Genomic DNA, 25511 nt, shown 5'->3' with positions numbered 1-25511 from the left:
CTCGCCCTCGCCCTCAACTGGTGGGACGGCAGTACGACTGGCCGCCTCACCACGACCGGGCACGGCAGACTGGCGACTCCGCCGCTTCGCCCCCCAAGGCCACACGGCGGGGGGTGGGATGACCTGTCGGGCAGCGATTCGATGAGCCGGCTCATCCGTCCCGGTCCGGACGTGGGCAGGGGCGGTCGACAGCTCGGGCGGCGGCCTCGGCGCGGGCACGCTCCACGTCGGGCCAGGTGTCGCAGTCGAGGGCGGCGCCGGAGGTGTCCGGGACGCGGGTGGTGCGGAGGGCGCCGACGAGTCGGCGCAGGGGCAGGCCCGCGGGGTCGCCGCCGTGCTCGGCCAGCAACGCGGCCAGCGCGGCGCCCAGCGGCGCCGACCGGTACGCGGCGGCCAGCGGCTGCTCCCGTCCGTCCTCGTCGACCAGGACCGCGGCGTCCACGTCCCGGTCCCGGCGCAGCTCGGCGACCAGCGCCTCTGCCGTGTCCGTGGTGAAGAACGGCAGGTCGGCCGCCAACAGCAGGACCACCCCCGCGGTGACCCGCGGCAACCCCGCCGCGACCGCGGCCACCGGGCCTCCGCCCGGCGGCTCCTCACGGACCCGGGACACCCGCGGCAACCCCGCCGCGCGCCCGGCGGTCGCCCGTTCCGGGCCGACCACCACCACCGTCCGGGCCCCGGCGCAGCCGTCCAGGACCCGGTCGAGCAGCGACCGGCCGCCGACCTCCAGCGCGGGCTTGTCCGTGTCCCCGCCGAGCCGCCGAGCCGCGCCGCCGGCCAGCACCACCGCGTCGTACGCCTCGTCGTCGTCCATGCGGCCCAGTACACCAGGCCGGGGGCCGGCGGAGGGCCGCGCAGAGGAGAGCCGGTACTCAGAGCTGGTGCTCGGCCAGGATGTCGCCGATCTCCTGCTCGTACGCGGGCGCCGGGCCGAGGAACAGCTCCAGGTGCTTGGCCCAGGCGTGGTAGCGGTGCAGCGGGTAGTCGAGGTCGGCGCCCATGCCGCCGTGCAGGTGCTGCGCGGTGGCGGCGATGCCGCGGACCCCCTCCGCCGACCAGACCTTCGCGGTGGCCAGGTCCGCCGCCAGCGGGATCCGTCCGGCGTCCGCGCCGTTGGCCGTCCCCGCCTCCGCTCCGCCGGCCGTCCCCGGGTCCACCTCGGCGTCCGTCCCCGGACCGTCGCCCTCCGGGCGGCCGATTCGCCAGGCGGCCTGCCACAGCGTCACCTCCATCGCCCGGAGGTCGACATACCGGTCGGCGGCCTGGACCGCGACCGCCTGGAAGGTGGCGACGGGATGGCCGAACTGCTCGCGCTTGCCGGTGTAGTCGGCGGTGATCCGCAGGATCTGCTCGCCGAGGCCCAGGCACAGCGCCGCGTTGCCGACGATCAGCAGCCCGCGCAGGTGCAGCCAGTTCGCCCCGGACGGGTCGGGCTCGCCCAACTGCCCGGAGGCGGCGTCCACCCTGGCGCCGTCGAGGACCAGCTCGGCGGCCAGCTCCCCGTGCGCGGTGACCTGGCGGCGCAGCTCAACTCCCGGCCCGCGCGGGTCGACCAGCAGCAGCAGGGTGCCCCGGTCGCTCCGCGCCGGGACCACGACCCGGTCCATCAGCTGGGCGTACGGGACCGCGGTGGACGACCCGTGCAGCAGCCAGCCGCCGTCGCCGGGCTCCGCGCGTACGGCCTGGTCGGCGAGCTCGTGCCCGGTCCGGCCGTGCGGGGCGACGCCGAGCAGCAGCCGCCCGGCGGCGACCTCGGGCAGCAGTCGGCGGCGCTGGTCCGCGCTGCCGTACCGCTGCACGGCCAGCGCGGCGGCACCGGTCTCCAGCAGCGGCACCCGTGCCAGCACCCGCGCCGCCTCGCGCAGCACCAGGCACCAGGCGACGGGGTCGAGGCCGGAGCCGCCGTACTCCTCAGCGAGGGCGAGGCCGGGCAGGTCGGACTTGGCGAGGCGCTGCCACAGCTCACGGTCGATGTCCTCGGCGACGGGCTCGATGCCGAGGGCAGGGCTGGGCACCCCGTCCACCGCCACGTCGGCGAAGGCCGCGCGGGCGGCCTCGGCTGCGGCCTGCTGCTCCTCGGTGAAGGTGAAGTCCACGGCTTGCCCTTCCTCTGACCAGATGTGACGACACGTCAGATTAGAACGGGTTCTAGTAGATGGGAAGGGCCGAGAGGGCTTCACCAGGGAAGCTGGCATTACGGTCAATTCAGGCAATTCCCGGCACCCGCTGTCACAACCCGCACGGGATCAGTACCGTTCGGGGCGGACCGGGATCGACAGGAGCACCCCACCGAACGAGTGAGCAGGCAGGCGGGCAGGCAGGCGTGTCAGAACAGCCACAGACGGACACCCCCCTACCTGACCTCGCCGTGCCCGCCCAGCGGCCCGTCGCCCCGGACGAGCCCACGGCCCCGAGGCCATCCCCGGACAGCACAGCCCCCGACGGCACAGCCCCGGACAGCGCAGACCCGCCCCCCGCCCCCCGTCGCTGGTCGCTCCCCTCGCTGCTGCTGCTCACCGCCGCCGCGGTGGTGCTGCTCTCCGCCACCGCCTGGCACCTCGGCACGGTGTTCCTCTCCATCGCCCCCGCCAACCCCGCGTCCCAGCGCTACACCACCGAGGTGAACGCCCACGTCTATCCCGAGTTCGAACAGAACTGGCAGCTCTTCGCACCGAACCCGCTGCAGGACAACATCGCCGTCCAGGCCCGGGTGCAGACCCTCACCGGAGCCGGCGGCCGTCCGGAATCCGGCTGGATCAACCTCACCGCCCAGGACATCGCCCACGTCCGCGGCGACCTCGCCCCCAGCCACGTCGACCAGAACCTGCTGCGCCGGGCCTGGGACTACTACACCTCGTGGCACAACCTGCCGAACCAGAACTCGCTCGGCACCGGCGGCCCGCTGTCCCAGGAGTACCTGAAGCGGATCGCACTGCAGCGGATCGGCCGGGACTGGCACGGCGAACCGGTCAACCAGATCCAGTTCCGGGTGGCGACCACACCGGTCGTCGGACCCACCTGGACCGGGGCCCAGCACAAGGCGAAGACCAGCTACCAGACGCTCCAGTGGTGGGTCGTCACCGACGACGACTACACGGGGCTGCTGTGACCGCCCCCTCCAGCGGCGCCACCGGTGCCCCTCCCGCCGTCCCCCTCCGCGACCGGCTCGCCCGCGCCGTCCTGACCGGCTGGACCACCGCCACCGGCCGACCGCTCGCCCCGTACCAGGCGGCGGTCATCCGAATCGGCTTCGCCCTGTGCTTCGGCGGCTTCCTGCTCCGCGAGTGGCCCGACCGCCGGGTGCTGTACGGGGACCGCTCGCCCTGGAGCCTGGACCTGGCCCGGCAGATGCTGTCCGGCAACCACGCCTTCACCGTGCTGGCCTGGTCCGGCGACCGCTGGTGGTTCGAAGCGGTGTACGCGCTGGCGATCCTGGTCAGCGTCCTGCTGCTGCTCGGCTGGCACACCAGGACCATGTCCGTGCTGTTCCTGGTGGTCGTGCTGTCCGTCCAGAACCGCAGCGTGCTGGTCGGCGACGGCGGCGACAACGTCATCCACCTGATGGCCATCTACCTCGCCTTCACCCGCTGCGGCACGGTCTGGTCACTGGACGCCCGCCGACGCCGCCGGGGCCGCCGACGGGGCCGGGACGGCGAAGGCGGCACCGACCGCAACGGCGAGCGCGATGACGACCGCACCGGCGACCGCACCGGCGACCGCACCGGCGTCGCGCTCTGGGCGCTGCTGGGCCTGCTGCTCGCCGTGCTGCAGTTCTCCGACCTGGTCGACACCCGGGGCATGCTCGACCCCGGCATCTACACCTGGAGCACCGTCTTCTGGGCCTTCTGGCTGCTCAGCGGCCTGTGGTGGTACCTCGGCCGACACGACCCGGACGGCGAACCGCGGGCACTGCTGGACACCCTCGGCGACATGCTGCACAACTGCGCGATGCTGGTCGTGGCGGTGGAGGTCTGCTTCATCTACGCCACGGCCGGCTGGTACAAGATCCAGGGCTCGCTCTGGCAGGGCGGCACCGCCCTCTACTTCCCGCTGCACCTGGACTACTTCAACCCCTGGCCCGGACTGTCCCAACTGCTGTCGGCACACCCGCTGCCGGTCTTCGTGCTGACCTACGGCACGGTGATGGTGCAGGTGGCGTTCCCGTTCCTGGTGTTCAACCGGCGCATCAAGAACGTGCTGCTGGTGCTGATGATCATCGAACACCTGGCCATCGCGGTCACCCTGGGGCTGCCGTTCTTCTCCCTGGCGATGATCTCCGCCGACGCGGTGTTCCTGCCCACCACCTTCCTCCGCTGGGCCGGGGCGAGGGTGGCTCGTCGCGCCACCCTCGCGTGCGATCTGATCACGCGCCGTGCGCCGTCTTCGCGCTCCCCCGAACAGGTGACCTCGGTCTGACAATCGCGTTTGGCATGACGTCAGCACCACTCGTCAGAGAGGCACGTCATGTCCCGCACCGAACAACCCACCCTGAGCCAGACCGCGTTCCCGGTCACCGGGCAGCCGATCCGCGTGATCGTCATCGACGGCGCGCCCTGGTTCGCCACGGCGGACGTCTGCCGGATCCTGGGGCGCAGCAACCCCAGCGAAGCCGTCAGGTCGCTCCGAGAGGGCGAGTCGCAGACCGTGGACATGCGGACCGTATGCCTAAGTTCAACTGAGGCATACCAGGAAACAGCAGGTCGGAATGCCTACGGTCGAGGAAACCAAACCCTCAGCCTGGTCAGCGAAGGCGGCTTGTACCGGCTGATCATGCGCTCCAAGAAGTCGTCAGCCGAGCCCTTCCAGGACTGGGTCACCAACGAACTCCTCCCCTCGCTCCGCCGGGGCGACACCGACCTCGACGCCGAGCGGCGGCGGATGGCCGAGACCCTCGCGGAGGCGATCGGCCACCAGCCGGTCGACCTCGTCGCCCGGATCGACGGCATCGAGGACGGCGACTTCCGCGTCCTCACCGACGGCTCGGTCCACTGCCTGCACGGGCGTACGGAGGTGTGCGTCCCGAAGCGGGACGAGGACAGCGGGCCGCCGTTCGGCCCGTACTTCCGTTGCCCGGAGCTGCGGCGGGTCGGCATCCGGGGCAGCAAGGGCATCCGCCCCTGCGGCACCATCCGCTTTGTGGACGTGGTCCGCAGGTTGGCTGCGCCACGCGAGCCCGAGACCCCGGCTGCCCGGCCGACGAGCCACTCGGCACCGGGGCAGGCGGCAACAGCCGCAGGTGAGACAGCCGATCAGACGACCGGCCAGCCGACCGGCCATACGACCGACCAGCCGGCCGCGGGGCTGATGTCGCTCAGCATCGGCAAGGCCAGGGTGCACGGCACGGCTCAGGAAATCGCCGGGCTGCTGCGGGAGTTGGGGATTGCCGTGGCGTGACAGCGGACGTCAGCGAGAAGGTGCGCGACGTCGCTGGGGTCGGCCTTCGCCGTACCGGCGGCTCACGCGCCGTCTCGCGCCTCCGGCGCACTGCAGCCAACTACGCGGGGGCCGGGGCGAGCTGGGCGATGTCGACCTGTGACGGGCCGCGATGGCGGGCGACGCGGAACTGCTATGGTGCCGGGCAGCAGGAAGGGTGTTCAGCATCGGGTTTGTGACCACCGAAGAACTGAACACCCTTCTGACAGCGCTGCATGCCGCGCCGGTCAATGACCGTCTACCGGGGGCGCGGCATCAAACCGTCTAGTCGCAGCCGAGGGCGCTGGAATCCGAGACGATCGTCGTCCCGGCCGTGTTCTTCATGACGTAGGTCACCGAGCCGCAGCCGCCGTGGGCCTGGTAGACGGGACCGGCATAGCTCTTGTAAGTGCCGTGATCGGTGGTGCAGGGGACCGCGACGTAGTCGGAGCAGAGCGTGACGCCCATGTACTTCGACTCACCCGAGTAGGCACCCTCGGCGTAGAGGATCGCACAGGTAGGGGTTGTGAGCTTGTACTGGTCGACCGCACCGCCCTTGGTGTAGACGTAGATGGTCGCCATCGGGTTGCCCTTGCTGTCGTTGTACCGGTTGGCGTACACGATGTTCGTGTATCCACCGCATATACTTCCGGTCGCGTGGGCGGCGGTTGGGACAGCCACCAGGCAGCCGACCGCCATGGCGAGCGGGGCGAGCAAACCGAGAATTCGGGTCTTCATAATTCTTACCTTTGGCTTTGAATAAGAAGGTGAAATAGCTCGGTGATGCTATAGATGCCTTCTCGGCCCTGTCAATCGCATTCTTTTGCCTGGAAAGTTCCTGGAACGGCATCAGGTCCACGAATATGTCCGGATTGTCGAACGATTAAGTTGACTCGACTATTCCGGATAATCGCGTCGCTATAAGGGGATAAAGCGGCGCTCGGCGGCGGCGCGGTGGCCGACCACGCCCCCGCCTCCGCGTAGTTGGCTTCAGTGCGCCGGAGGCGCGAGACGGCGCGCTGGCCGGGCTACGGCGAAGGCCGACCCCACCCGCGGCCCCGCCCCCACCCGCCACCGGCTCAACCCCGCCCCCGACTACCCCCGCCCCGTCTGCCAGTGGAACAGCCCCATCCCCACGCTCGTAGCCAAGTTGAAGCTCGACACCTGCGGGCGCATCGGGATCGCGACCAACCGGGTGGCCCGTGACCGTACCGCTTCCGAGAGGCCGTGCCGTTCGGAGCCGAAGGCGAGCAGCGCGTCATCCGGGAAGGGGACGTCGCGGATGTCGTCGCCCTCCGGGTCAAGGGCGTAGAGCGGTGCACCGTAAGGAAGTTGATCGACCGTCACCCGCTCCACCACGGTCGCGAAGTGGAGTCCGGCGCCGGCCCGGACCGCGGTCGGGTGCCAGGGGTCCGCGTCGCCGGTGGTCAGCACGCCGGCCGCGGCGAAGCCTGCGGCGAGGCGGACGACGGCGCCGATGTTGCCGAGGTTGCGCGGGTTGTCCAGCACGACGACGGGGGCGCGGCGCGGCTCCCGGGTCAGCGCCGCCAGGTCGGCGGCCCGGTCCGGACGCGCCGCGAGGGCGGCGATGCCGGTCGGGTGCAGCCTCGGGACCAGCTCCTTCAGCACCGTCGCCGGAATCTCGACCGCCGACTCGCCGATCCTGGCCGCCACGTCCGGGGCGAGGTCCGCGGCCAGGACGGCCACCGCCGCACGGTCGGTGGTGAGTACGGCGCTCACGTCGGCGCCGAAGCGCAGCGCGTGCTTCAGCGCGTGGAAGCCGTCGAGCAGCACGCTGCCCTGCGCCGCCTCCCGCCACCCCCGTACCGCCGCAGTCGCCTTGGCGGCCTCAATGACATCAGCCGCCCCAACCGCCTCGCCCGGCCTCACGTTCTCGTCCACGCCCCGACCCTACGACCCCGACACCGCCCCGACGCGCAACGTCCCGCCCCCGACGTGCGGGAGCGGGACGCAGCAAGGGGTGTCCGGAACCTACCGACGAGTCGCCCGCATCCGGCCGAGGACCGTCGACACCGCGATGATCAGCATCGTGCCCAGCAGCATGATCGAGCCGATCACATCGATCTGCGCCGGGTAGGACCGCTGCACCGAGCCGAAGATGTACATCGGGAAGGTGGTGCGCTGCCCCGCCGTGAACGCGGTGATGATGTAGTCGTCGACCGACAGCGCGAACGCGAGCAGCGCCGCTGCCGCGATGCCGGGGGCGACCAGGGGCAGGGTGACCCGCATGAAGGTCTGGGTGGGGGTGGCGTAGAGGTCCTCCGCCGCCCGTTCCAGCATCGGGTCCATGCCCGCGAGGCGGGACTTGACCGTCACCACCACATAGCTGAGGCAGAACATCACATGCGCGATGGTGATGGTCCAGAAGCCCAGCGAGCCGGGGCCGATGGTGTTGAAGAACAGCGCGGTCAGGGTCGCGCCCATGACCACCTCGGGGGCCGCCATCGGCAGGAACAGCAGGGCGTTGATGCCCGAGCGGGCCTTGAAGCGGTGCCGCACCATCGCGAACGCGATCATCGTGCCGAGCGCGGTGGAGACCACGGTGGCGATCCCGCCGATCTCCAGCGACAGGCCCATGCTGCTGCACAGCGCCTGGTTGGCGCAGGGGTGGGCCCAGGCCTCGGTGGAGAAGTGGTTCCAGATGTAGTCGTACTTGCCGATCGGCGCGTTGAACGACATCACCAGGATGACCGCGTTCGGCAGCAGCATGAAGATGAAGATCACGACGGTGGCGGCCAGCAGCAGGTGGTCCGAGATCCAGGCCAGCGGTCCGCGGCGGCGGATCTTCGGCGGCATCGGCGGCATCGGCGGCTTCGGCGGGTAGGGCCGGGGGGACGCAGCGGGGGGAAAAGTGTCAGCAGCCATCAGATCAGGTCCTCCGTACCGGCCTTGCGGATGTACAGCATCACCAGGGCCAGCGTGCCGACCATCATCACGACCGACATCGCGGAGCCGACCGGGTAGCCGTTGGTCTGCCGCAGGAAGAGGTTCTCGATGCTCTGGCCGACGACGCTGGTGTTGGGGTTGCCGAGCAGCTGGGCGTTGATGTAGTCGCCGATCGCCGGGATGAAGGTCAGCAGGGTGCCGCCGATCACGCCGGGCATGGACAGCGGCAGGGTGATCCGGCGCCAGGTCTGGAAGGTGCTGCAGTAGAGGTCGTTGCCGGCCTCGTGCAGCCGGGGGTCGATCTTCTCCAGCGAGGTGTAGAGCGGCAGGATGGTGAACGGCAGGAAGTTGTAGACCATGCCGCAGACCACCGCGCCGGGGCTGGCCAGGACGTGGTCCCCGACGGTGATGCCGAGCGCCCTGGTCACGTCGAGGACACCCAGGTGGTTCAGGACGCTCACGACCACGCCGTGGTCGGCCAGGATGGTCTTCCAGGCGATCGTCCGGATCAGGAAGCTGGTGAAGGACGGCACGATGACCAGGGCCATCAGCAGCGACTTCCACTTGCCGCCCTTGAAGGCGATGAAGTACGCCACTGGGTAGCCGAGGCCCAGGCAGAACACCGTGGTCGCGACCGAGTAGATGCCGGAGTGCAGGTACTGGTGCCAGTAGGACTTCAGCGCCCCGCCCTGGGTGCCGTCGCCGGCCCAGTAGTTGGACCAGTGCCAGGTCAGCTTGAAGCCGTCGTCGAAGTTGCCGGTCTGCACCGACGCCGACACCGAGGTGAGGATCGGGACGAGGAAGAACAGGACCAGCCAGAGCAGTCCGGGCAGCAGCAGGAGCCAGGGGGTCAGGTTGCGGCGCTGCTTGCGGTCGGCCGGCGGGGCCTCCGCGGGGGAGGCGTCGAGGTCGAGGGCGGCGGTGGTCACGCGGCGCCCTCCTCGTCCAGGACCGCGCCGGCCTCGATGTCCTGGGAGCCGTCGAGGCCGAAGCCCTGGCTGGGCTCCCAGTGCACGACGACCTGGCTGCCGGGGCGCTGGATCTCCCGGCCGGTGTTCTGCTCGAAGACCGAGACCTCCTGGCCGGAGGGCAGCTTGACCAGGTACTGGGTGGAGACGCCGATGAAGGAGGCGTCCGAGACGGTGCCGCTGAGCGCGTTGTGGCCGGACGGCACGTCCGCCTCGGTCGCGACCAGCTGGACCTTCTCCGGGCGGACGCCGAGGATGACCTGGCCCTCGGTGGAGCGACAGCGCTTGGCGTCCAGGGTGAGCTTGCGGCCGTGCGCGGAGACGGTGACCACGTCGCCGGAGACCGACTCGACCGTGCCGGGGATCAGGTTGGACTGGCCCAGGAAGTTGGCGACGAAGGTGGTGGCCGGGTTCTCGTAGAGCTCGGCGGGGGAGCCCATCTGCTCGATCCGGCCCTGGTTCATCACCGCGATGGTGTCGGCCATGGTCATGGCCTCCTCCTGGTCGTGGGTGACGTGCACGAAGGTCAGCCCGACCTCGGTCTGGATCCGCTTCAGCTCGATCTGCATCTGCCGGCGCAGCTTGAGGTCCAGCGCGCCCAGCGGCTCGTCCAGCAGCAGCACCTGCGGCTGGTTGATCAGGGCGCGGGCGAGCGCGATGCGCTGCTGCTGGCCGCCGGAGAGCTGGGTGGGCTTGCGCTTGGCCAGGTGGCCCAGTTCGACCAGCTCCAGCATCGACTCGACCTGCGGCTTGACGCTCTTGAAGCCGCGGCGGCGGAGGCCGAAGGCGACGTTCTCGAAGATGTCCAGGTGCGGGAACAGCGCGTAGTTCTGGAACACCGTGTTCACCGGGCGCCGGAACGGCTTGGTGTCGGTGACGTCCTGGTCGCCGAGGAAGATCTGCCCCGCGGTGGGGTCCTCCAGGCCGGAGACCATCCGCAGCGTGGTGGTCTTGCCGCAGCCGGACGCGCCGAGCAGGGCGAAGAAGGAGCCCTGCGGAATCGTCAGGTCGAGGTTGTCGACGGCCGTGAAGGCGCCGAAGCGCTTGGTGAGACCGGCCAGGCGGAGATCGCCGCCCTCGGTCCGGCCGAGTACGTCAGTGGAGCTCATCGGGAATCTTCCTTCGCGTCGGCGTCGGTGGGGGCCGTCGAACGGGGCGGTGCGGCCTACTGGCCGATGATCTGCTGGAACCGACTGGTGTAGTCGTTGAGCTGGGCGACGGTGAGCGCCATGAACCCGTGGGCCTTGGCCTCCATGGCCGCGCTGGGGACGATCAGCGGCGACGAGGCGGCGTCCGGGTCCAGCTTCTGCAGCGCGGCCACCGCGCCGTCCACCGCGGGGACGTAGTCGATGTAGTCGGCGAGTTCCGCCGCCACCTCGGGCTGGAGGTAGTAGTTGAGCAGCTTCTCGGCGTTGGTCTTGTGCCGCGCGAAGTTGGGGATGACGCAGTTGTCGGACCAGGAGAGCAGGCCCTCCTTCGGGAGGTCCACGGTGACCAGGTAGTCGATGCCCAGCTGAGCCACGTCGCCGGAGTAGGCCATGGTGACCGCGGTGTTGCCGTTCTGGAAGTCGCTCAGGTAGTCGTTGCCGGTGAAGGCGCGGACCTGCCCGGCGTTGAGGGCCTTGCGGACGTACTCCAGCGACTCGTTGAACTGCTGCTCGGTGAAGCTCTCCGGGTTGTACCCGAGCGCCAGCAGCGCCACCGCGACGGTGTCCTCCATCTCGCTGAACAGCGAGACCTTGCCGTGCAGGTCGGAGCGGGTGAAGATCTCCGCGAACGAGGTGATCGGCTGCTTCACCAGCTTGGTGTTGTAGGCGATGGTGGTGAAGCCGTAGGCCCAGGGGACGGAGAAGCGGCGGCCGGGGTCGACCGGGTCCTTGAGCACGCTCGGCAGCATCTTCGCGTGGTTGGGGATGTTCGCCAGGTCGAATTCCTGGAGGTAGTCGTAGGTGCGGTACTTGGCCACCATGTAGTCGCTGACGACCATCACGTCGTACCCGGTGTCGATCCCCTTCACCAGGTACGGGTCGACCTTGGTGTAGAAGTCGTTGTTGTCGTTGATGATCTCCAGGTAGTCGACCGCGATGCCGGTCTCCTTGGTGAAGGCGTTCAACGTCGGGTGCACGTTGGGGTGCTTGTCGTCCTGGATGTCGATGTAGGCGGGCCAGGTCGCCCAGACGACCTTCTTCTCGGTGGCCGAGTAGTCCTTGCCCGGCTCCCCGGTCGCCTTGGCGCCGGGCGGGACGACGTGGCCCTGGACCCCGCAGGCGGACAGCAGCCCGGCGCCGGCGACGGCCAGACCCCCTGCTGTGGCGCCGCGGAGCAGCGAGCGGCGGCTCATCGCCGCAGCCGTCGAGCGGGCACGGGTCCGGTTGGCGAACCGGGCGAGGTCTTCGAAGCTGGGGCCTGTCATGGGGGTGAGGCCTTTCTGCGGCAAGTCAGTGAGGCGATGGGGTCAGAGATTAGGGCGAAAAACTGCGCTTTCCATGCCCTGGAGGCCGTTCGACAGCGGAATCGTTATCGTTCGTAGGAATGAGCGACGTGATCCGCTACATCCTGTAAAAGACGCAACAGAAGGCCTACAGGTGTGACAGCGGCATGGCGAAGGGGTCGCACGAGAGAATCCCGTACGACCCCTTCGGTGTGCCCTCGCCCGCGCTGCGGGCCGTTCCTGTCCGCCGGCTGTGCCGCGGCTCGGTCAGCTGTGCCGACGCACCTCGATGGTGCGGAACCGGGAGGCGACGAAGGCCGCGTCGCTGTAGGCGGCGTTGGCGGCCGGGTTGGCGCCGGTGCCGTGCAGGTCGGAGAAGGCCGCGGTCTGGTTGACGTAGACCTGGCCGGTGAGGTTGAGCGACAGCGACACCCCGGCGTCCAGGCAGGCCGCGACCACGGCGGCCTCCACCTCGGGCGAGGTGGTGTACGCGGCGGCGGTCATCGCGCCGCGCTCGCGGACGGTGTCACGCAGCAGCTCGGTGCCCCGGGCGGCGGAGTCCACCGCGACCACGAAGGCGACCGGGCCGAAGCACTCGCCCGGCAGGGCCGCGTCGGCGGCGTCCAGCACCACCAGCGCCGGGGTGCGGACCACGGCCTCGGGCCACTCCGGGACGGCGACGGCGCGCGGGGCGAGCGCGGTCTCGCCGAACTCGCCCTTCTCGGCCTGCTCGATCCGACCCAGCACGCCGGGGTTCACCACCGCGCCCAGCAGCGCCGCCGCGCGGGCGTCGTCGCCGAGCAGCCGGTCCAGCGCCGCGGAGAGGTCGGCGACGACCTCACGGAAGCCCTTGTGGCCCTGGTCGGTGCCGATGCCGTCCCGCGGGACCAGCAGGTTCTGCGGGGTGGTGCACATCTGGCCGCTGTAGAGCGCCAGCGAGAAGGCCAGGTTGGCGAGCATCCCGGCGTAGTCGCCGGTGGAGTCCAGCAGGACGGTGTTGACCCCGGCCTTCTCGGTGTAGACCTGGGCCTGCCGGGCGTTGTCCTCCAGCCAGTCGCCGAAGCCGGTGGAGCCGGTGTAGTCGATCACCCGGACGTCCGGGTGCAGCGCCAGGGTCTTGGCCAGGCCCTCGTCCGGCTTCTCGGCGGCGAGCAGCACCAGGTCCGGGCTGAAGCCGGCCTCGGCGAGGACCTCGCGGGCCACGGCGACGGTCAGCGCCAGCGGCAGCACGGCCCGCGGGTGCGGCTTGACCAGCACCGGGTTGCCGGTGGCCAGCGAGGCGAACAGGCCGGGGTAGCCGTTCCAGGTCGGGAAGGTGTTGCAGCCGATCAGCAGCGCGACGCCGCGCGGGACCGCGGTGAACTCCTTGACCATGACCAGCGGGTCGCGCTTGCCCTGCGGCTTGGTCCAGTCGGCGCGGGCCGGCAGCCGGGTCTGCTCGGCGTAGGCGACGGCCACCGCCTCCAGGCCGCGGTCCTGCGCGTGCGGGCCGCCGGCTTGGAAGGCCATCCCGGGGGCCTGCCCGGTGGTGTGCATCACGGCGGTGCCGAACTCGGCCGAGCGGGCGTTGATCCGGGCCAGGATCTCGACGCAGACCGCCGCCCGCAGCAGCGGCCCGGCCGCGGCCCAGGCCGGCTGCCCCGCGCGGGCGGCGGCGACCAGCGCCTCCGGGTCGCCCGCGTGCGGGTAGGCGACCCGCAGCTCGGGCCCGTACGGGGAGCGCTCGCCGCCGTCGGCCGGGTCCGGGCCGATCTGCCCGTCGCTGCCGGGCTGGTCCAGCAGCAGGCTGCGGCCCTGCAGGGCGTCCAGGGCGACCGGTTCCCCGTAGCCGCGGGGGGACTCGGGGTACGGCGACCAGTAGTCGCGGGCCGCCAGCGCAGCGAGGGCGCTGTCCAGGGTGGCCTGGTGACGGTCGATCAGCTCATGGGGCATGGACGCTCCTCGGTCGGTCCTGGCGACGGTGCCAGCACCAGGCTAACCGAACGATCGGTCGGCACAAGGGGGTGCGGCCCCGCGTCAGAGCTTCGCCATCGCGCGGTCCAGCGCCGCCAGCTCCTCCGGGTCCAGCGCCAGCATCGACTCCGGGGGCCGGGCCAGGATCGCGTCCGCCTGCGCGGCGACGGCCTGCCCTGCGGCGGTGATGGTGACGATCTTGCAGCGGCGGTCGTCCGGATGGACGCTGCGCTCCACCAGCCCGCGCCGCTCCAGGTCGTCCACGATCAGCGTGGTGTACGGCTTGTCGGTGAGCAGCTTGGCGGTCAGCTCGCTCATCCGCAGCGGGCCCGCGGCCAGCCGCCGCAGCGCCTTGGTGCGGCCGAAGCTCATCCCCAGCGCCTCGGTGACCTCGATCCGCCGGTCGTCCGACTCCAGGACGAGGTTGCGCATCGCCTCGAAGACCCGGCTCGCGGTCTCCAGCCTGCTTTCGGTGGTGTCCAGCGGAGCGTTCATGCGGCGACCGGTGTCCTGACGTCCTCGGGGGCGAGCCGTGCGGCGTTGCGGGCGGCCGTGCCCTTGGCCCAGGCGCCGGTGGTGAGGATACCGAGCGCCAGCACGGCCAGGCCCAGGGCCACGGTGATCCACCAGCCGATGTGGCTGGCCTGGGTGAAGCTGGCCGGCCCGGACGGGCCCTGCACCGAGGAGGTGACCACCGAGACGATCACCGCGACGCCCAGCGACTGGCCGACCTGGCGGCTGGTCGAGGCGACCGCCGCGGCCACCCCGGCCTGGCTGCGCGGCATCCCGGAGACGGCGGTGTTGGTGATCGGCGCGTTGAGCATCCCGAAGCCGATGCCGAACATCACGTACGCGGCCATCAGCTGCCAGGTCGGCGTGGTCAGGCTGAGCCCGGTCAGGGTCAGCCCGCTGAGCGACATCGCCACCCCGGCCGCGATCAGCGGTATCCGCGGTCCGCGGGCGCCGACGATCCGTCCGGACAGCGGAGCGAAGACCACCGTCATGGCGGCCATGGGCAGGGTGTAGAGGCCTGCCTTGAGCGCGCTGAAGCCGAGCGCGTTCTGCAGGTAGAGGGTGTTCAGGAAGAGGAAGCCGGCCAGCGAGGCGAAGCCGGAGACCGCGATCACGGTCGCCCCGGAGAACGGCACGCTGCGGAAGAAGCGCAGGTCGATCAGCGGCTCCCGGCGGCGCGACTCGTACCCCACGAAGACGGCCAGCGCGAGCATGCCGATGCCGAAGCAGAGCAGGGTCTGGGCGGAGGTCCAGCCGGCCGAGGGGGCCTCGATGACGGCGTAGGTGACCGAGGCGAGCAGCGCGATCACCAGCGCCTGGCCGACCGGGTCCACCCGGCGGGCCTTGGCCGCCTTGGACTCCGGGACGAAGCGCCCGGCCAGGACCAGGGCGGCGACGCCGACCGGGATGTTGATCCAGAAGATCGACTGCCAGCCCACCGAGCCCACCAGCAGGCCGCCGACGACCGGGCCCAGCGCCATGCTGAAGCCGACGGTGGCGCCCCAGACGCCGATGGCGCGGGCCCGCTCGCGCGGGTCGGTGAAGGTGTTGGTGATGATCGACATGGCCACCGGGTTGAGCATCGAGCCGCCGACGGCCTGGAGCATGCGGGCCGCGATCAGCCAGCTCAGGCTGGGGGAGAGGCTGCACAGCAGCGAGCCGAGGGTGAACAGCACCAGGCCGGTCTGGAAGGTCCGGCGGCGGCCGATCCGATCTCCGGTGGAGCCCGACAGCATCAGCAGGCTGGCCAGCACCAGGGTGTAGGCGTCGATGGTCCACTGCAGGCCGGACACGGAGGCGTGCAGGTCGCGCTGGATCGAGGGCAGTGCGACGTTCACGATCGTGTTGTCGAGCCCGACGATGAACAGGCTCATGCAGCAGATGCCGAGGACGAGGAAGCGCCTGCGGGCACTGAGAGGTGCGGTGCTGCTGTCAGGCACGGGGCGACTCCATTAGTTTGACTTCTATAACCGTTATGACGATACAACTATCAGCTCGGGCTGCCAACCCGGGCGGACGAGACCGTAGGCTTCCGGTCATGGTCGACAACTCGCGGACCCAGCAGCGGCGCGACAGCTACACCGTGGACACGCTGCTCGCGGTGACCGTCCGGGTCTTCAACGAACGCGGCTACGACGGCACCTCGATGGAGGACCTCTCCCGCGCCGCCGGCATCACCAAGTCGTCCATCTACCACCACGTCCGCGGCAAGGAGGAACTGCTCCGGCTCGCCGTCGGACGGGCCCTGGACCACCTCTTCGGCATCCTGGACGAGCCCGCCGCCGCCGGCGGCCCGCCGGTCGACCGGCTGGAGCACGTGGTCCGCAGGACCACCGAGGTGCTGCTCGCCGAGCTGCCCTACGTCACCCTGCTGCTCCGGGTCCGCGGCAACACCGGCACCGAGCAGTGGGCGCTGCAACGGCGGCGGGAGTTCGACCAGCAGGTCTCCGCACTGCTGGCCGAGGCGGTCGCGGCCGGGGAACTGCGCTCGGACGTGGACCCGCGGCTGGCCACCCGGCTGCTCTTCGGCATGATCAACTCGCTGGTGGAGTGGTACCGGGACGACCCGGACGCCGACCTCGCCGACACCGCCGCCCGGCACATCGTGGACGCGGTCAGCACCCTCGCCTTCAGCGGGCTGCGCGCGAAGCGCGGCTGACCCGCCGACCTAGTCCGGCAGCACCGGGGTGCGGTCGGTCTCGTCGAAGACCAGCAGGGTGTGCGTGCCGAGCACCTCGGGAATGCTCTGGATCCGGTTCAGCACCAGCTCCCGCAGCGCCCGGTTGTCCACCGTATGGACCAGCAGCAGCACATCGAACTCCCCGCTGACCAGCGCGATGTGCTCCACCCCCGGCAGGTCGAGCAACTGCCCCCGCACCGCCCGCCAGGAGTTCTGCACGATCTTCAGGGTGATGTACGCGGACGCCCCCTGCCCGGCCCGCTCGTGGTCCACCCGCGCGGTGAACCCGCGGATCACCCCGTCCTCCACCATCCGGGCGATCCGGGCGTAGGCGTTCGCCCGGGAGACGTGCACCCGCTCGGCGACCGAGCGGATCGAGGCCCGGCCGTCCTGCTGGAGCAGCCGCAGGATGCCGCGGTCGATCCGGTCCAGCGAACGCGGGCCGCCGGCCGGGTCCAGGACCGGCTTGGGCTGCTCGGGCCGTGAGTCGGGCCTGGAATCCGCCCTGGAGTCGGGCCCGGGGCCCTCGGGTATCCGGGTGGACGCGGCCCGACGCCGGGCCCGGTCGGCCATCTGTTCAGCGGGCATGGTCCCCTGCCCTCCCCTGGTGGACATCCTGATTCCAGGACAGCGCGAACCCGGCCGTTTGTCCAGCTCCAGGGCGCAACGGTAGCCGATTCGATCAAACAACCGAACAATCGGTAGGGACAGCAGGGCGTTTTCGCGCCTGCCAGCACCTCTTCCACCCCACCCGCACACAGGAGGTGCCCGTGACCGTCCTCGACCACTCCACCGCGCTGACACCACCCCCGTCCGCGTGGACCCCCGAGGCCCACGGCCCGCGCCGCGACCCCGCGCCGCTGCTCCCCGACGCCGAGCCGTTCCGCGTCCTCGGCACCCCGGCCTTCGCCGCGCTCGCCGAGAGCCCGGAAGGAGCCGCGCTGCTGCGCGACCTCTACCGCCGTCTGGTCGCCGGACGCCGCTACAACCAGCAGGCCACCACCCTCACCAAGCAGGGCCGGCTCGCCGTCTACCCCGCGTCCACCGGGCAGGAGGCCTGCCAGATCGCCGCCGCCACCGCGCTGCGGCCCGCCGACTGGCTGTTCCCCAGCTACCGCGACACCCTCGCCGTGGTCTCCCGCGGGGTCGACCCGCTGGCCACGCTGACCCTGCTCCGCGGCAACGCCCACAGCGGCTACGACCCCTACGAGCACCGGGTCGCCCCGCTGTCCACCCCGCTCGCCACCCAGGCCCCGCACGCGGTCGGACTGGCCCACGCCGCCCGGCTGCGCGGCGACGACACCGTCGCGCTGGCCCTGGTCGGCGACGGCGGCACCAGCGAGGGCGACTTCCACGAGGCGCTGAACTTCGCCGGGGTGCTCGGCGCCCCGGTGGTCTTCCTGGTCCAGAACAACGGCTACGCCATCTCCGTCCCGCTGGCCAAGCAGTCCGCCGCGCCGACCCTGGCCCACAAGGCCGTCGGCTACGGCATCCACGGACGCCTGGTCGACGGCAACGACGCCGCGGCGACGCACACCGTGCTCAGCGAGGCGGTCGAACACGCCCGCTCCGGGCGCGGGCCGGTCCTGGTCGAGGCCGTCACCTACCGGATCGAGGCGCACACCAACGCCGACGACGCCGGCCGCTACCGCAGCGGCGACGAGGTCGCCCAGTGGCAGCAGCGCGACCCGCTGGCCCTGCTGGAGCGCGAACTGCGCGGCGCCGGGCTGCTCACCAACGCGGACGTCCAGGACGCCGCGACCGCCGCCGAGGAGCTGGCCGACCGGATGCGCACCGAGTTTCACGTGAAACCTGAACTGGACCCGATGTCCCTGTTCACCCACGTCTACGCCGAGCCGACCCCGCAACTGCGGGAACAGGCCGCCCAACTGGCCGCCGAGCTGGCCGCGGAGGCCGCGTCGTGAGCACGGTCGCCACTCCCGCCCGCACCGGCACCACGCTCGCGGCGGCGCTCAACGCCGGGCTGCGCGACGCCATGCGCGACGACCCGTCGGTCCATGTGCTGGGCGAGGACGTCGGCACCCTCGGCGGCGTCTTCCGGATCACCGACGGCCTGGCCGCCGAGTTCGGCGCGGACCGCTGCCTGGACACCCCGCTGGCCGAGGCCGGCATCCTCGGCACCGCGGTCGGCATGGCCATGTACGGGCTGCGACCGGTCGTGGAGATGCAGTTCGACGCGTTCGCGTACCCCGCGTTCGAGCAGCTGGTCAGCCATGTCGCCAAGATGCGCAACCGGACCGCGGGCGCGATGCCGCTGCCGATCACCATCCGGGTCCCCTACGGCGGCGGCATCGGCGGGGTCGAGCACCACAGCGACTCCTCCGAGGCCTACTACGCGCACACCCCGGGCCTGCACGTGGTCACCCCGGCCACGGTCGCCGACGGCTACGGGCTGCTGCGCTCGGCCATCGCCTCGGACGACCCGGTGGTCTTCCTGGAGCCCAAGCGGCTCTACTGGTCCAAGGACGCCTGGTCCGCGGACGACCCCACCCCGATCGAGCCGCTGGGACGCGCGGTGGTCCGCCGGGCCGGGACCTCGGCCACGCTGCTGACCTACGGCCCCTCGCTGCCGGTCTGCCTGGAGGCGGCCGAGGCCGCGCAGGCCGAGGGCTGGGACCTCGCCGTGGTGGACCTGCGGAGCCTGGTCCCGTTCGACGACGAGACCGTCTGCGCGGCGGTCCGAGCCACCGGGCGGGCCGTGGTGGTGCACGAGTCGACCGGCTTCGCCGGGGTCGGCGCGGAGATCGCCGCCCGGGTCAGCGAACGGTGCTTCCACCACCTGGCCGCGCCGGTGCTCCGGGTGGCCGGCTTCGACATCCCCTACCCGCCGCCGATGCTGGAGCAGCACCACCTCCCCGGGGTGGACCGCATTCTCGATGCTGTGGCCCGACTCCAGTGGGAGCAGTGACCGTGATGCCCTCCGTACGCGAGTTTCCGTTGCCCGACCTGGGCGAGGGACTGACCTCGGCCGAGATCGTCCGCTGGCTGGTGGAGGTCGGCGACGTGATCGCGGTCGACCAGCCGGTCGCCGAGGTGGAGACCGCCAAGGCGGTGGTCGAGGTGCCCTGCCCGTACGCGGGCGTGATCACCTCCCGCGCGGGCGAGGCCGGGACCGAGGTCCCGGTCGGCGCGGCGCTGGTGACCGTCGCGGTCGGTCCGCCGGCGGGGGAGTCGGGAGGCCCGGCCGCGGGGGCCGCCATGGGCGCCGCAGCAGCTCCCGCCGCGGGCGAGGGCTCCGGCAACGTCCTGGTCGGCTACGGCACCACCGAGAGCAGCGGCTCACGACGTCGCCGGGTGACGTCTGCGGCGGGCACACCGGTAACGGCCCCGGCAGCCGCCTCGGTGTCAGCCGGAGCAGCGGCGCAGGTCCAAGCGTCCGGGTCCGCGTCCGGGTCCGCGTCCGGGTCCCCGTCCGGGCCGCCGCCGCCCGCGGTGATCTCGCCGCTGGTGCGGCGGTTGGCGCGGGAGCACGGGATCGACCTCGCCGTGCTGGCCGGGAGCGGCCCGGACGGGCTGATCATGCGCGCCGACGTCGAGTCCGCCGCCAACGGCACGACCACCGCGCTCACGCCGCCGGAAGCTGCCGCCCCGTCACCCAGCGGCCCCCCGGCCCATGCCACGGCCCCCGACCTGCGCGGCGACCTGCTCCCGGACGGCGACACCGTCGTCCCGCTCAAGGGCGTGAGCCGCCTCGCCGCGGAGACCTTCGCCCGGAGCCGTCGGGAGATCCCCGACGCCACCTGCTGGGTGGACGCCGACGCGACCGAGCTGCTCGCCGCGCGCTCCGCGCTGAACGCGGGGCGCGCACCGGAGGAGCGGATCGGGCTGCTGGCGCTGTTCGGCCGGATCGCCCTCGCCGGTCTGGCCCGGCACCCGGAGCTCAACTCCAGTGTGGTGACCGGCCAGGACGGCAGCGCCACCGGCGTCCGCCGACATGCCGCGGTCCAGCTGGGCTTCGCCGCGCAGACGCCGCGCGGCCTCGCCGTCCCGGTGGTCCGCGACGCGCACCGGCTGACCACGGCCGGGCTCGCCGCCGAGCTGGCCCGGCTGACCGAGGCGGCCCGCGCGGGCCGCCTCGCCCCGGCCGAGCTGACCGGCGGGACGTTCACCCTGAACAACTACGGGGTCTTCGGCGTCGACGGCTCCACCCCGATCATCAACCACCCGGAGGCGGCGATGCTCGGTGTGGGCCGGATCGCCGAGAAACCCTGGGTGCACCGGGGCGAGTTGGCGGTGCGTCAGCTGGTGCAGCTGTCGTTCAGCTTCGACCACCGGGTCTGCGACGGGGCCGTCGCCGGGGCCTTCCTCCGCTTCGTCGCCGACGCGGTGGAGTCCCCCGCCACCCTGCTCCGACACCTCTGAGCGAGGGTCACCCCGGATTCACCCCGGCAGCAGCACAAACCGCGGCAGCCCGTCCTCGCTGTCGCCGTCCCGGACGAACCCGGCCCGCAGCAGCACCGCCTGCGAGGCCGTGTTCGCCGGTTCGGTGTGCGCCAGCACCCGGCTCACGCCGGGCGCGGCCAGCGCGTACCCGGTCAGCAGCCGGACCGCCTCGGTGGCGAACCCCTGGCCGCGCGCGGACTCGGCCAGGTCGTAGCCGATCTCGACGCTGCCCTCGTCCGGCGGGCCGTGGAAGCCGGCCCCGCCGACCGCCGCGCCGTCCGCGAGCCTGACGATCGCGAACGCGCCCCAGCCCGGGTCGTACACGCCGCCCTCGACCGCCTTGACGATCATCCCGCAGGCGTCCCTGGTCCCCTCGTAGGGGCCGCCGGGGGCCCAGCTGAACCCGCCGTCCCCGGTCCCCGGGGCCAGTTCGGCCGCCGCGGCGGGGGTGATCACCCGCAGCTCGATCCGCTCGGAGCGCGGCGCGGGGACAGGGACGGAACTCATGTGACCCCTCGGGGAGGAAGACGACAGCAGACGTAGACGACCATCATCCCGGACGCACACCCGCCGCACAGCCGAATTTCTCAGAGCACGAACGCTTCCCGGCCCCCGCCGCCGACCATCGGGCGGCCCGCGGCCTCCCAGGCGTACATCCCGCCGTCCACGTTCACCGCGTCCCGGCCCTGCGCGACCAGGTACTGCACCACCTGCGCCGAACGGCCGCCGACCCGGCAGAGCACGTACAGCTTCTCCTCCGGCAGTTCGTCGATCCGGGCGAGCAGCTGGCCCATCGGGATGTGCAGCGCGCCGTCGACGTGCCCGGCCTCCCACTCGTCCTGCTCGCGGACGTCGAGCAGGGCGCCGGTCGCGGGTACGGAAGCGGCGTCCACGGTCGGGACGGCGGCGTGCGGCATGGTCTCTTCTCCAAGCGGTAGCGGTAGTAGATGTGCGGGCTCAAGGCTCCAGTACCCCAGTATGGGAGACCGTCAGAACGCTCCCACCAGCCGGTCCAGCTCGGCCTGGCGCGCCGCGACGGACTCCAGCAGCTGCTCGGCCAGTACTTCGAGCAGCGCGTCCGGGTCGTCCGGGAGCAGCATCAGCAGCTCCCCCATCGGGCTGCCGGCCAGCTCGGCGCGGGTCGCCTCGATCCGGCGCAGCCGCGCCTCCAGCCAGTCGAGCCGCTGCCGCAGCCAGGCGGTCCGCTCCGGGGTGCCGCTCGCGGGCGCGCCGCTGTCGCCGGTCTCACCGGCCCACTCCTCGGCCAGTGCGGCCAGCGCGAGCACGTCGCCGCGGGCGTAGGCCTCGTTGACCCGGGCGATGAAGGCGCCGCGCAGCTGCTGCTCGGCCGGGTCCTGGGCCAGGTCGGGGTGGGCCCGGCGGGCCAGCTCGCGGTAGAGGCGCTGGGCCTCCTTGTCGGGCCTGATCCGCTCCGGGGCCTGCGGCATCACCGGCGGCTCCGGTTCGGCGCCGTCCTTGCCGCCGTCCTTCGCCGCCGCGTCGGCCTCGGCGAAGAACGCCTCCAGGTCCGGCATCGGCTCGACCACGTTGCGGGCCTCGAAGGCCCGCCTGATGTCCTCGGGGTCGCCGGTCTGCGCGGCGGTGGCCTCGGCGATCAGCGCGTCCAGCTCGTCCAGCCGCACGTACATCGGGCCGAGCCGCTGGTGGTGCACCAGGGCGAAGTTGTCCAGTTCCACCCGCAGGGTCTCGACCTCGACCTCGGCGTCGACCCAGCGCGCCTCGGTGAGCGCGATCTGCTCCTCCAGCTGCTGTTCCTCGGGGTCCGTCCACCGGACCGGGGTGTCGGCAGCCATCTCAACCTCAATGCTCGTTGTTTGTACCGCGTGTCCGCCTGGTCACCCTACTGTCACCGCGGCGGCGATCGAGGGCGCACACTAGGGCGTGCAAGCCCGCGCGCACTACCGGACACACTGAATCTTCCCGGATGTGAGGCATTGACGGCAGGTTTCGTGCTTGCCTGGGGTACTCAACCAGACGCAGGTCCGAGGCAGTGGAGCTGGGAGAGGTGAATATGGCGGAAGAGACCTTCGCGGCTCCCGGGCGAGGGCTGCCCGACGCTGCCCTGGACCCCTCCGCCCCGCACGCCCCCTCCGCCTCCTCCGGGGTGGTCGCCGTGGTGCGGCTGGCCGTGCTGATGGTCGACTCCGACGGACGGCTGAGCCACTGGAACCGGGCCGCCGAGGAGGTCTTCGGCCACCGCCGCGACGACGTCTTCGACCGCACCGCCTCCGGCCTGCTGCCGCTGGCCCGCTCCAGCACCGCCCCGGCCGAGGGCCGGCTCGGCGACGCCCTGGACCACCTGGACGACCTCACCGCCTACGCCCCCTCCTGGTGCGGCGAGCTGCAGGTGACCGACCGGGACGGCCGCAGCGTCGAGGTCCTGTGCTGGGCCTACCGGCTGGTCGAGCCGACCGGCCGCGGGCTGCTGGTGCTCGCCGCGGACGCCAGGCCGCTGCGCGAGGCGGGCCCGCGGATCGCGCTCGGCGACCAGTTCCTCCCGTACGCGGCCAGCGGCGCGGCGGGCGCGGCCGGTTCGGCCGCGCTGCCGATCGTGCCGGTGTGGTCCGCCCCGGCCGGGACCGCCGACGACCGGCGCGCCGCGCAGCGGCTGTCGGCGATGCTGCCGCGGACCGCCGAGGACCGGCGGGCCCGGCTGATCGGCCAGCTGGTCGCGGCGGGCGCCCCGGCCCTGCTGCTGGACGGCACGATCCGGCTGCCGGTGATCCCGCACGAGCTGCCGGACGGCTCGCCGCTGCCCGAGGCGGTGGGACTGCCCGTCTACACCGGCCCGGTCGGGGCCGACCGGCAGGCGGAGGAGCGGGACGCCGCCGCCGACTCCCCCAAGAACCGCCCGGACGCGGTCTCCACCAGCCACCGCAACGGCGCCGGACCCGCGCCGGACCCGCTGGTCCCCACGCCGCGGACCGGGGACGGCCCGTTCACCGGCCCGTTCACCGGCCCAACGGGCCTCCCCGCGACCGCCGTTGACGCCGCGTCGGCCGGGCCGCGGCCGGACGGCGAGCAGCTGCGGCTGCTCAGCCAGGCCGGCGGCCTGATCGGCACCACGCTGGACCTCGACGTGACGGTCCACGAGCTGTGCCAGGTGGTGGTCCCCGACATCGCCGACTTCGCCTGCGTGGACCTGCGCGACCGGCTGATCGTGGACACCGAGCTGCCCCGCGACCGCCCCGACGACGAGACCCAGCTCCGGCAGGTGGCACGGGCGTTCAGCGAGTCGATGGCCGGCTGGGAGCACGAGGTGCACGAGGGCAGCCTGTTCCGGCTGTCCGGCGACACCCCGTCCGGGCTCTCGCTGCAGACCAACCAGCCGGTGCTGCTCCCGCTGGTCGGCGCCGCGGTCGCGGAGCTGTGCGCGGCCGGACGCGGCAACCCGGCGCTGACCGCGCTGTTCCAGGGCCGGTCGATGCTGACCCTGCCGCTGGCCGCGCGCGGGACCGTGCTCGGGATGCTGACCCTGCTGCGCACCGCGGACCGGCCGCCGTTCGACCAGACCGACGTGGCGTACCTGCGCGAGCTGACGGCCCGTGCCTCGCTGTCGGTGGACAACGCCCGGCTGCACCGGATGGAGGCGAAGACCGCGCTGACGCTCCAGCGCAGCATGCTGCCGTCGCGTCCGCCGAGGATCCCCGGGGTGCTGATCGCACACCGCTACATCCCGGGCGACCGCAGGGCCGAGGTCGGCGGCGACTGGTTCGACGCGATCCAGCTGCCGGGCAGCCGGGTGGCGCTGGTGGTCGGCGACGTGATGGGGCACGGCCTGCACTCGGCGGTGGCGATGGGCCGGTTCCGCACCGCGATGCAGACCCTGGCCGCGCTGGACCTGCCGCCGGGTCAGATCCTGCGGCACCTGGACAACCTGTCCCAGCGGCTCGGCGACGACCACCTGGCGACCTGCCTCTACGCGGTCTACGACCCGATCGCCCGGACCTGCACCCTGGCCAGCGCGGGCCATGTGCCGCCGGTGCTGGTGCACCCGGACGGGCGTGGGGAGCTGCTGGAGCTGCCGTCCGGGGCGCCGATCGGGGTGGGCGGGGTGGCGTTCGCCTCGCGCGAGATCAAGGTCTCCGACGGCAGCATGCTGGTGCTCTGCACCGACGGCCTGGTGGAGATGCGCGGCGGCGACATAGGGGACGGCCTGGCCGCGCTCTGCGGCGACATCGTGGACCCCCGGCGCAGCCCGGACGAGGTCTGCGACACCGTGCTGGAGCGGCTGCACACCGACGACCGCAACGACGACCTGGCGCTGCTGATCGCGCGTTTCGACGGCATCCCGCCGCAGGACGTGATGTCCTGGTCGCTGCAGCTGGACAGCTCCGAGGTGCGCCGGGCCAGGGAGCTGGTCCGGCAGCAGCTGGTGCAGTGGGGCCTGGCGGAGCTGGCCGAGACGGCGGAGCTGCTGGTCAGCGAGCTGGTGACGAACGCGCTGCGGGTGGCCAGGGACCGGGTCGAGCTGCAGCTGATGCGGGTCGGCAAGCTGCTGGTCGAGGTCAGCGACGACGACCACAACCTGCCCTCGCTGGAGCCGTCCGAGGCCCTGGACGAGGACGGCCGGGGGCTGGGCCTGGTCAGCAGTCTGTCGGCGCGCTGGGGGACCAGCCGCAAGGCGGTCGGCAAGGTGGTCTGGTTCGAACTCCCGCTTCCGCACCGCGGCTGAGCGCGTCGCGGAGCGGGACAACTCCTGAGTTTGGTTGTATTGTACAAC

The 25511-nt window shown here is 72.1% G+C and carries 23 protein-coding genes; 8 read left to right on the top strand and 15 right to left on the bottom strand.

Features of this window, described 5'->3' with window-relative positions; translation table 11 throughout:
• Nucleotides 1-151: 151 nt before the first annotated feature.
• Both mobA and ACEZDE_RS13505 read right to left on the bottom strand, forming a co-directional pair.
• Nucleotides 152-814, bottom strand: coding sequence for a molybdenum cofactor guanylyltransferase (gene mobA, locus ACEZDE_RS13510; RefSeq protein WP_380535948.1), 663 nt, complete (start codon nucleotides 812-814; stop codon nucleotides 152-154).
• Between the two features lie 58 nt (nucleotides 815-872).
• Entirely contained in the window at nucleotides 873-2096 is a 1224-nt protein-coding gene (locus ACEZDE_RS13505; RefSeq protein ID WP_380535946.1) for an acyl-CoA dehydrogenase family protein, read from the bottom strand.
• Nucleotides 2097-2368: 272 nt separating this feature from the next.
• Here ACEZDE_RS13505 and ACEZDE_RS13500 point away from each other — a divergent pair, with 272 nt between their 5' ends.
• From ACEZDE_RS13500 to ACEZDE_RS13490, 3 genes are read left to right on the top strand one after another with little or no spacing between them, the layout of a single operon-like run.
• Nucleotides 2369-3109 (top strand): DUF5819 family protein, encoded by a 741-nt coding sequence (locus tag ACEZDE_RS13500; RefSeq protein ID WP_380535944.1) that lies wholly within the window; start codon nucleotides 2369-2371, stop codon nucleotides 3107-3109.
• Complete coding sequence (locus tag ACEZDE_RS13495; protein ID WP_380535943.1) at nucleotides 3106-4416, top strand: HTTM domain-containing protein; 1311 nt, start codon at nucleotides 3106-3108, stop codon at nucleotides 4414-4416. The genes ACEZDE_RS13500 and ACEZDE_RS13495 overlap by 4 nt, the downstream gene beginning before the upstream one ends.
• Before the next feature lie 48 nt (nucleotides 4417-4464).
• On the top strand, nucleotides 4465-5394 hold the full coding sequence (locus ACEZDE_RS13490) for a BRO-N domain-containing protein (protein ID WP_380535941.1): 930 nt from the start codon (nucleotides 4465-4467) through the stop codon (nucleotides 5392-5394).
• Between the two features lie 303 nt (nucleotides 5395-5697).
• On the opposite strand, the gene ACEZDE_RS13485 is transcribed toward ACEZDE_RS13490, so the two are convergent.
• The 9 genes from ACEZDE_RS13485 to ACEZDE_RS13445 all read right to left on the bottom strand — a co-directional run bounded on the left by ACEZDE_RS13485 (nucleotide 5698) and on the right by ACEZDE_RS13445 (nucleotide 15557).
• Nucleotides 5698-6150, bottom strand: coding sequence for a hypothetical protein (locus ACEZDE_RS13485; protein ID WP_380535939.1), 453 nt, complete (start codon nucleotides 6148-6150; stop codon nucleotides 5698-5700).
• Nucleotides 6151-6507: 357 nt separating this feature from the next.
• Entirely contained in the window at nucleotides 6508-7266 is a 759-nt protein-coding gene (locus tag ACEZDE_RS13480) for a TrmH family RNA methyltransferase (protein ID WP_380536136.1), read from the bottom strand.
• A 138-nt stretch (nucleotides 7267-7404) separates the two neighbouring features.
• Nucleotides 7405-8238 carry an ABC transporter permease gene (locus tag ACEZDE_RS13475; protein ID WP_380536134.1) on the bottom strand — a complete coding sequence of 278 codons (834 nt, stop codon included), beginning with the start codon at nucleotides 8236-8238 and terminating at the stop codon, nucleotides 7405-7407.
• Nucleotides 8239-8297: 59 nt separating this feature from the next.
• Nucleotides 8298-9248, bottom strand: a complete 951-nt coding sequence (locus ACEZDE_RS13470) for an ABC transporter permease (RefSeq protein ID WP_380535937.1) — start codon at nucleotides 9246-9248, stop codon at nucleotides 8298-8300.
• On the bottom strand, nucleotides 9245-10396 hold the full coding sequence (locus ACEZDE_RS13465) for an ABC transporter ATP-binding protein (RefSeq protein WP_380535935.1): 1152 nt from the start codon (nucleotides 10394-10396) through the stop codon (nucleotides 9245-9247). The genes ACEZDE_RS13470 and ACEZDE_RS13465 overlap by 4 nt, the downstream gene beginning before the upstream one ends.
• A gap of 56 nt (nucleotides 10397-10452) precedes the next feature.
• Entirely contained in the window at nucleotides 10453-11700 is a 1248-nt protein-coding gene (locus tag ACEZDE_RS13460) for a polyamine ABC transporter substrate-binding protein (RefSeq protein WP_380535933.1), read from the bottom strand.
• Nucleotides 11701-11985: 285 nt separating this feature from the next.
• On the bottom strand, nucleotides 11986-13650 hold the full coding sequence (paaN, locus tag ACEZDE_RS13455) for a phenylacetic acid degradation protein PaaN (RefSeq protein ID WP_380535931.1): 1665 nt from the start codon (nucleotides 13648-13650) through the stop codon (nucleotides 11986-11988).
• Between the two features lie 84 nt (nucleotides 13651-13734).
• Complete coding sequence (locus tag ACEZDE_RS13450; RefSeq protein WP_380535929.1) at nucleotides 13735-14166, bottom strand: MarR family winged helix-turn-helix transcriptional regulator; 432 nt, start codon at nucleotides 14164-14166, stop codon at nucleotides 13735-13737.
• Nucleotides 14163-15557, bottom strand: a complete 1395-nt coding sequence (locus tag ACEZDE_RS13445) for an MFS transporter (RefSeq protein ID WP_380536133.1) — start codon at nucleotides 15555-15557, stop codon at nucleotides 14163-14165. Before ACEZDE_RS13445 ends, ACEZDE_RS13450 begins: the two co-directional genes overlap by 4 nt.
• 164 nt (nucleotides 15558-15721) lie before the next feature.
• On the opposite strand from ACEZDE_RS13445, the gene ACEZDE_RS13440 reads away from it, so the two are divergent.
• Nucleotides 15722-16342 carry a TetR/AcrR family transcriptional regulator gene (locus ACEZDE_RS13440; RefSeq protein WP_380535927.1) on the top strand — a complete coding sequence of 207 codons (621 nt, stop codon included), beginning with the start codon at nucleotides 15722-15724 and terminating at the stop codon, nucleotides 16340-16342.
• Between the two features lie 9 nt (nucleotides 16343-16351).
• Here the strand turns inward: ACEZDE_RS13440 and ACEZDE_RS13435 are convergent, their stop codons facing one another.
• Entirely contained in the window at nucleotides 16352-16951 is a 600-nt protein-coding gene (locus ACEZDE_RS13435; protein ID WP_380535925.1) for an Lrp/AsnC family transcriptional regulator, read from the bottom strand.
• 182 nt (nucleotides 16952-17133) lie between these two features.
• On the opposite strand from ACEZDE_RS13435, the gene ACEZDE_RS13430 reads away from it, so the two are divergent.
• The 3 genes from ACEZDE_RS13430 to ACEZDE_RS13420 are packed head-to-tail and all read left to right on the top strand — an operon-like array spanning nucleotide 17134 to nucleotide 20746.
• A complete protein-coding gene (locus ACEZDE_RS13430) occupies nucleotides 17134-18288 on the top strand; it encodes a thiamine pyrophosphate-dependent dehydrogenase E1 component subunit alpha (protein WP_380535923.1) in 1155 nt (384 codons plus the stop codon).
• Nucleotides 18285-19292 carry an alpha-ketoacid dehydrogenase subunit beta gene (locus ACEZDE_RS13425; RefSeq protein WP_380535921.1) on the top strand — a complete coding sequence of 336 codons (1008 nt, stop codon included), beginning with the start codon at nucleotides 18285-18287 and terminating at the stop codon, nucleotides 19290-19292. The genes ACEZDE_RS13430 and ACEZDE_RS13425 overlap by 4 nt, the downstream gene beginning before the upstream one ends.
• Before the next feature lie 5 nt (nucleotides 19293-19297).
• Nucleotides 19298-20746 carry a dihydrolipoamide acetyltransferase family protein gene (locus ACEZDE_RS13420; protein ID WP_380535919.1) on the top strand — a complete coding sequence of 483 codons (1449 nt, stop codon included), beginning with the start codon at nucleotides 19298-19300 and terminating at the stop codon, nucleotides 20744-20746.
• A gap of 18 nt (nucleotides 20747-20764) precedes the next feature.
• On the opposite strand, the gene ACEZDE_RS13415 is transcribed toward ACEZDE_RS13420, so the two are convergent.
• The 3 genes from ACEZDE_RS13415 to ACEZDE_RS13405 form a co-directional block, all read right to left on the bottom strand.
• A complete protein-coding gene (locus tag ACEZDE_RS13415; RefSeq protein ID WP_380535917.1) occupies nucleotides 20765-21274 on the bottom strand; it encodes a GNAT family N-acetyltransferase in 510 nt (169 codons plus the stop codon).
• An 80-nt stretch (nucleotides 21275-21354) separates the two neighbouring features.
• Nucleotides 21355-21684 (bottom strand): rhodanese-like domain-containing protein, encoded by a 330-nt coding sequence (locus tag ACEZDE_RS13410; RefSeq protein ID WP_380535915.1) that lies wholly within the window; start codon nucleotides 21682-21684, stop codon nucleotides 21355-21357.
• Nucleotides 21685-21756: 72 nt separating this feature from the next.
• On the bottom strand, nucleotides 21757-22581 hold the full coding sequence (locus ACEZDE_RS13405) for a hypothetical protein (RefSeq protein ID WP_380535913.1): 825 nt from the start codon (nucleotides 22579-22581) through the stop codon (nucleotides 21757-21759).
• 218 nt (nucleotides 22582-22799) lie between these two features.
• Here ACEZDE_RS13405 and ACEZDE_RS13400 point away from each other — a divergent pair, with 218 nt between their 5' ends.
• Nucleotides 22800-25463: an ATP-binding SpoIIE family protein phosphatase gene (locus tag ACEZDE_RS13400; RefSeq protein WP_380535911.1), complete on the top strand. Its 2664-nt coding sequence runs from the start codon at nucleotides 22800-22802 to the stop codon at nucleotides 25461-25463.
• The last annotated feature ends 48 nt before the right edge of the window (nucleotides 25464-25511 follow it).

It is taken from the genome of Streptacidiphilus cavernicola, from assembly GCF_042510955.1.
In the GTDB taxonomy this organism is placed as follows: domain Bacteria; phylum Actinomycetota; class Actinomycetes; order Streptomycetales; family Streptomycetaceae; genus Streptacidiphilus; species Streptacidiphilus cavernicola.
This window is presented reverse-complemented; position numbering and strand designations above follow the sequence as displayed.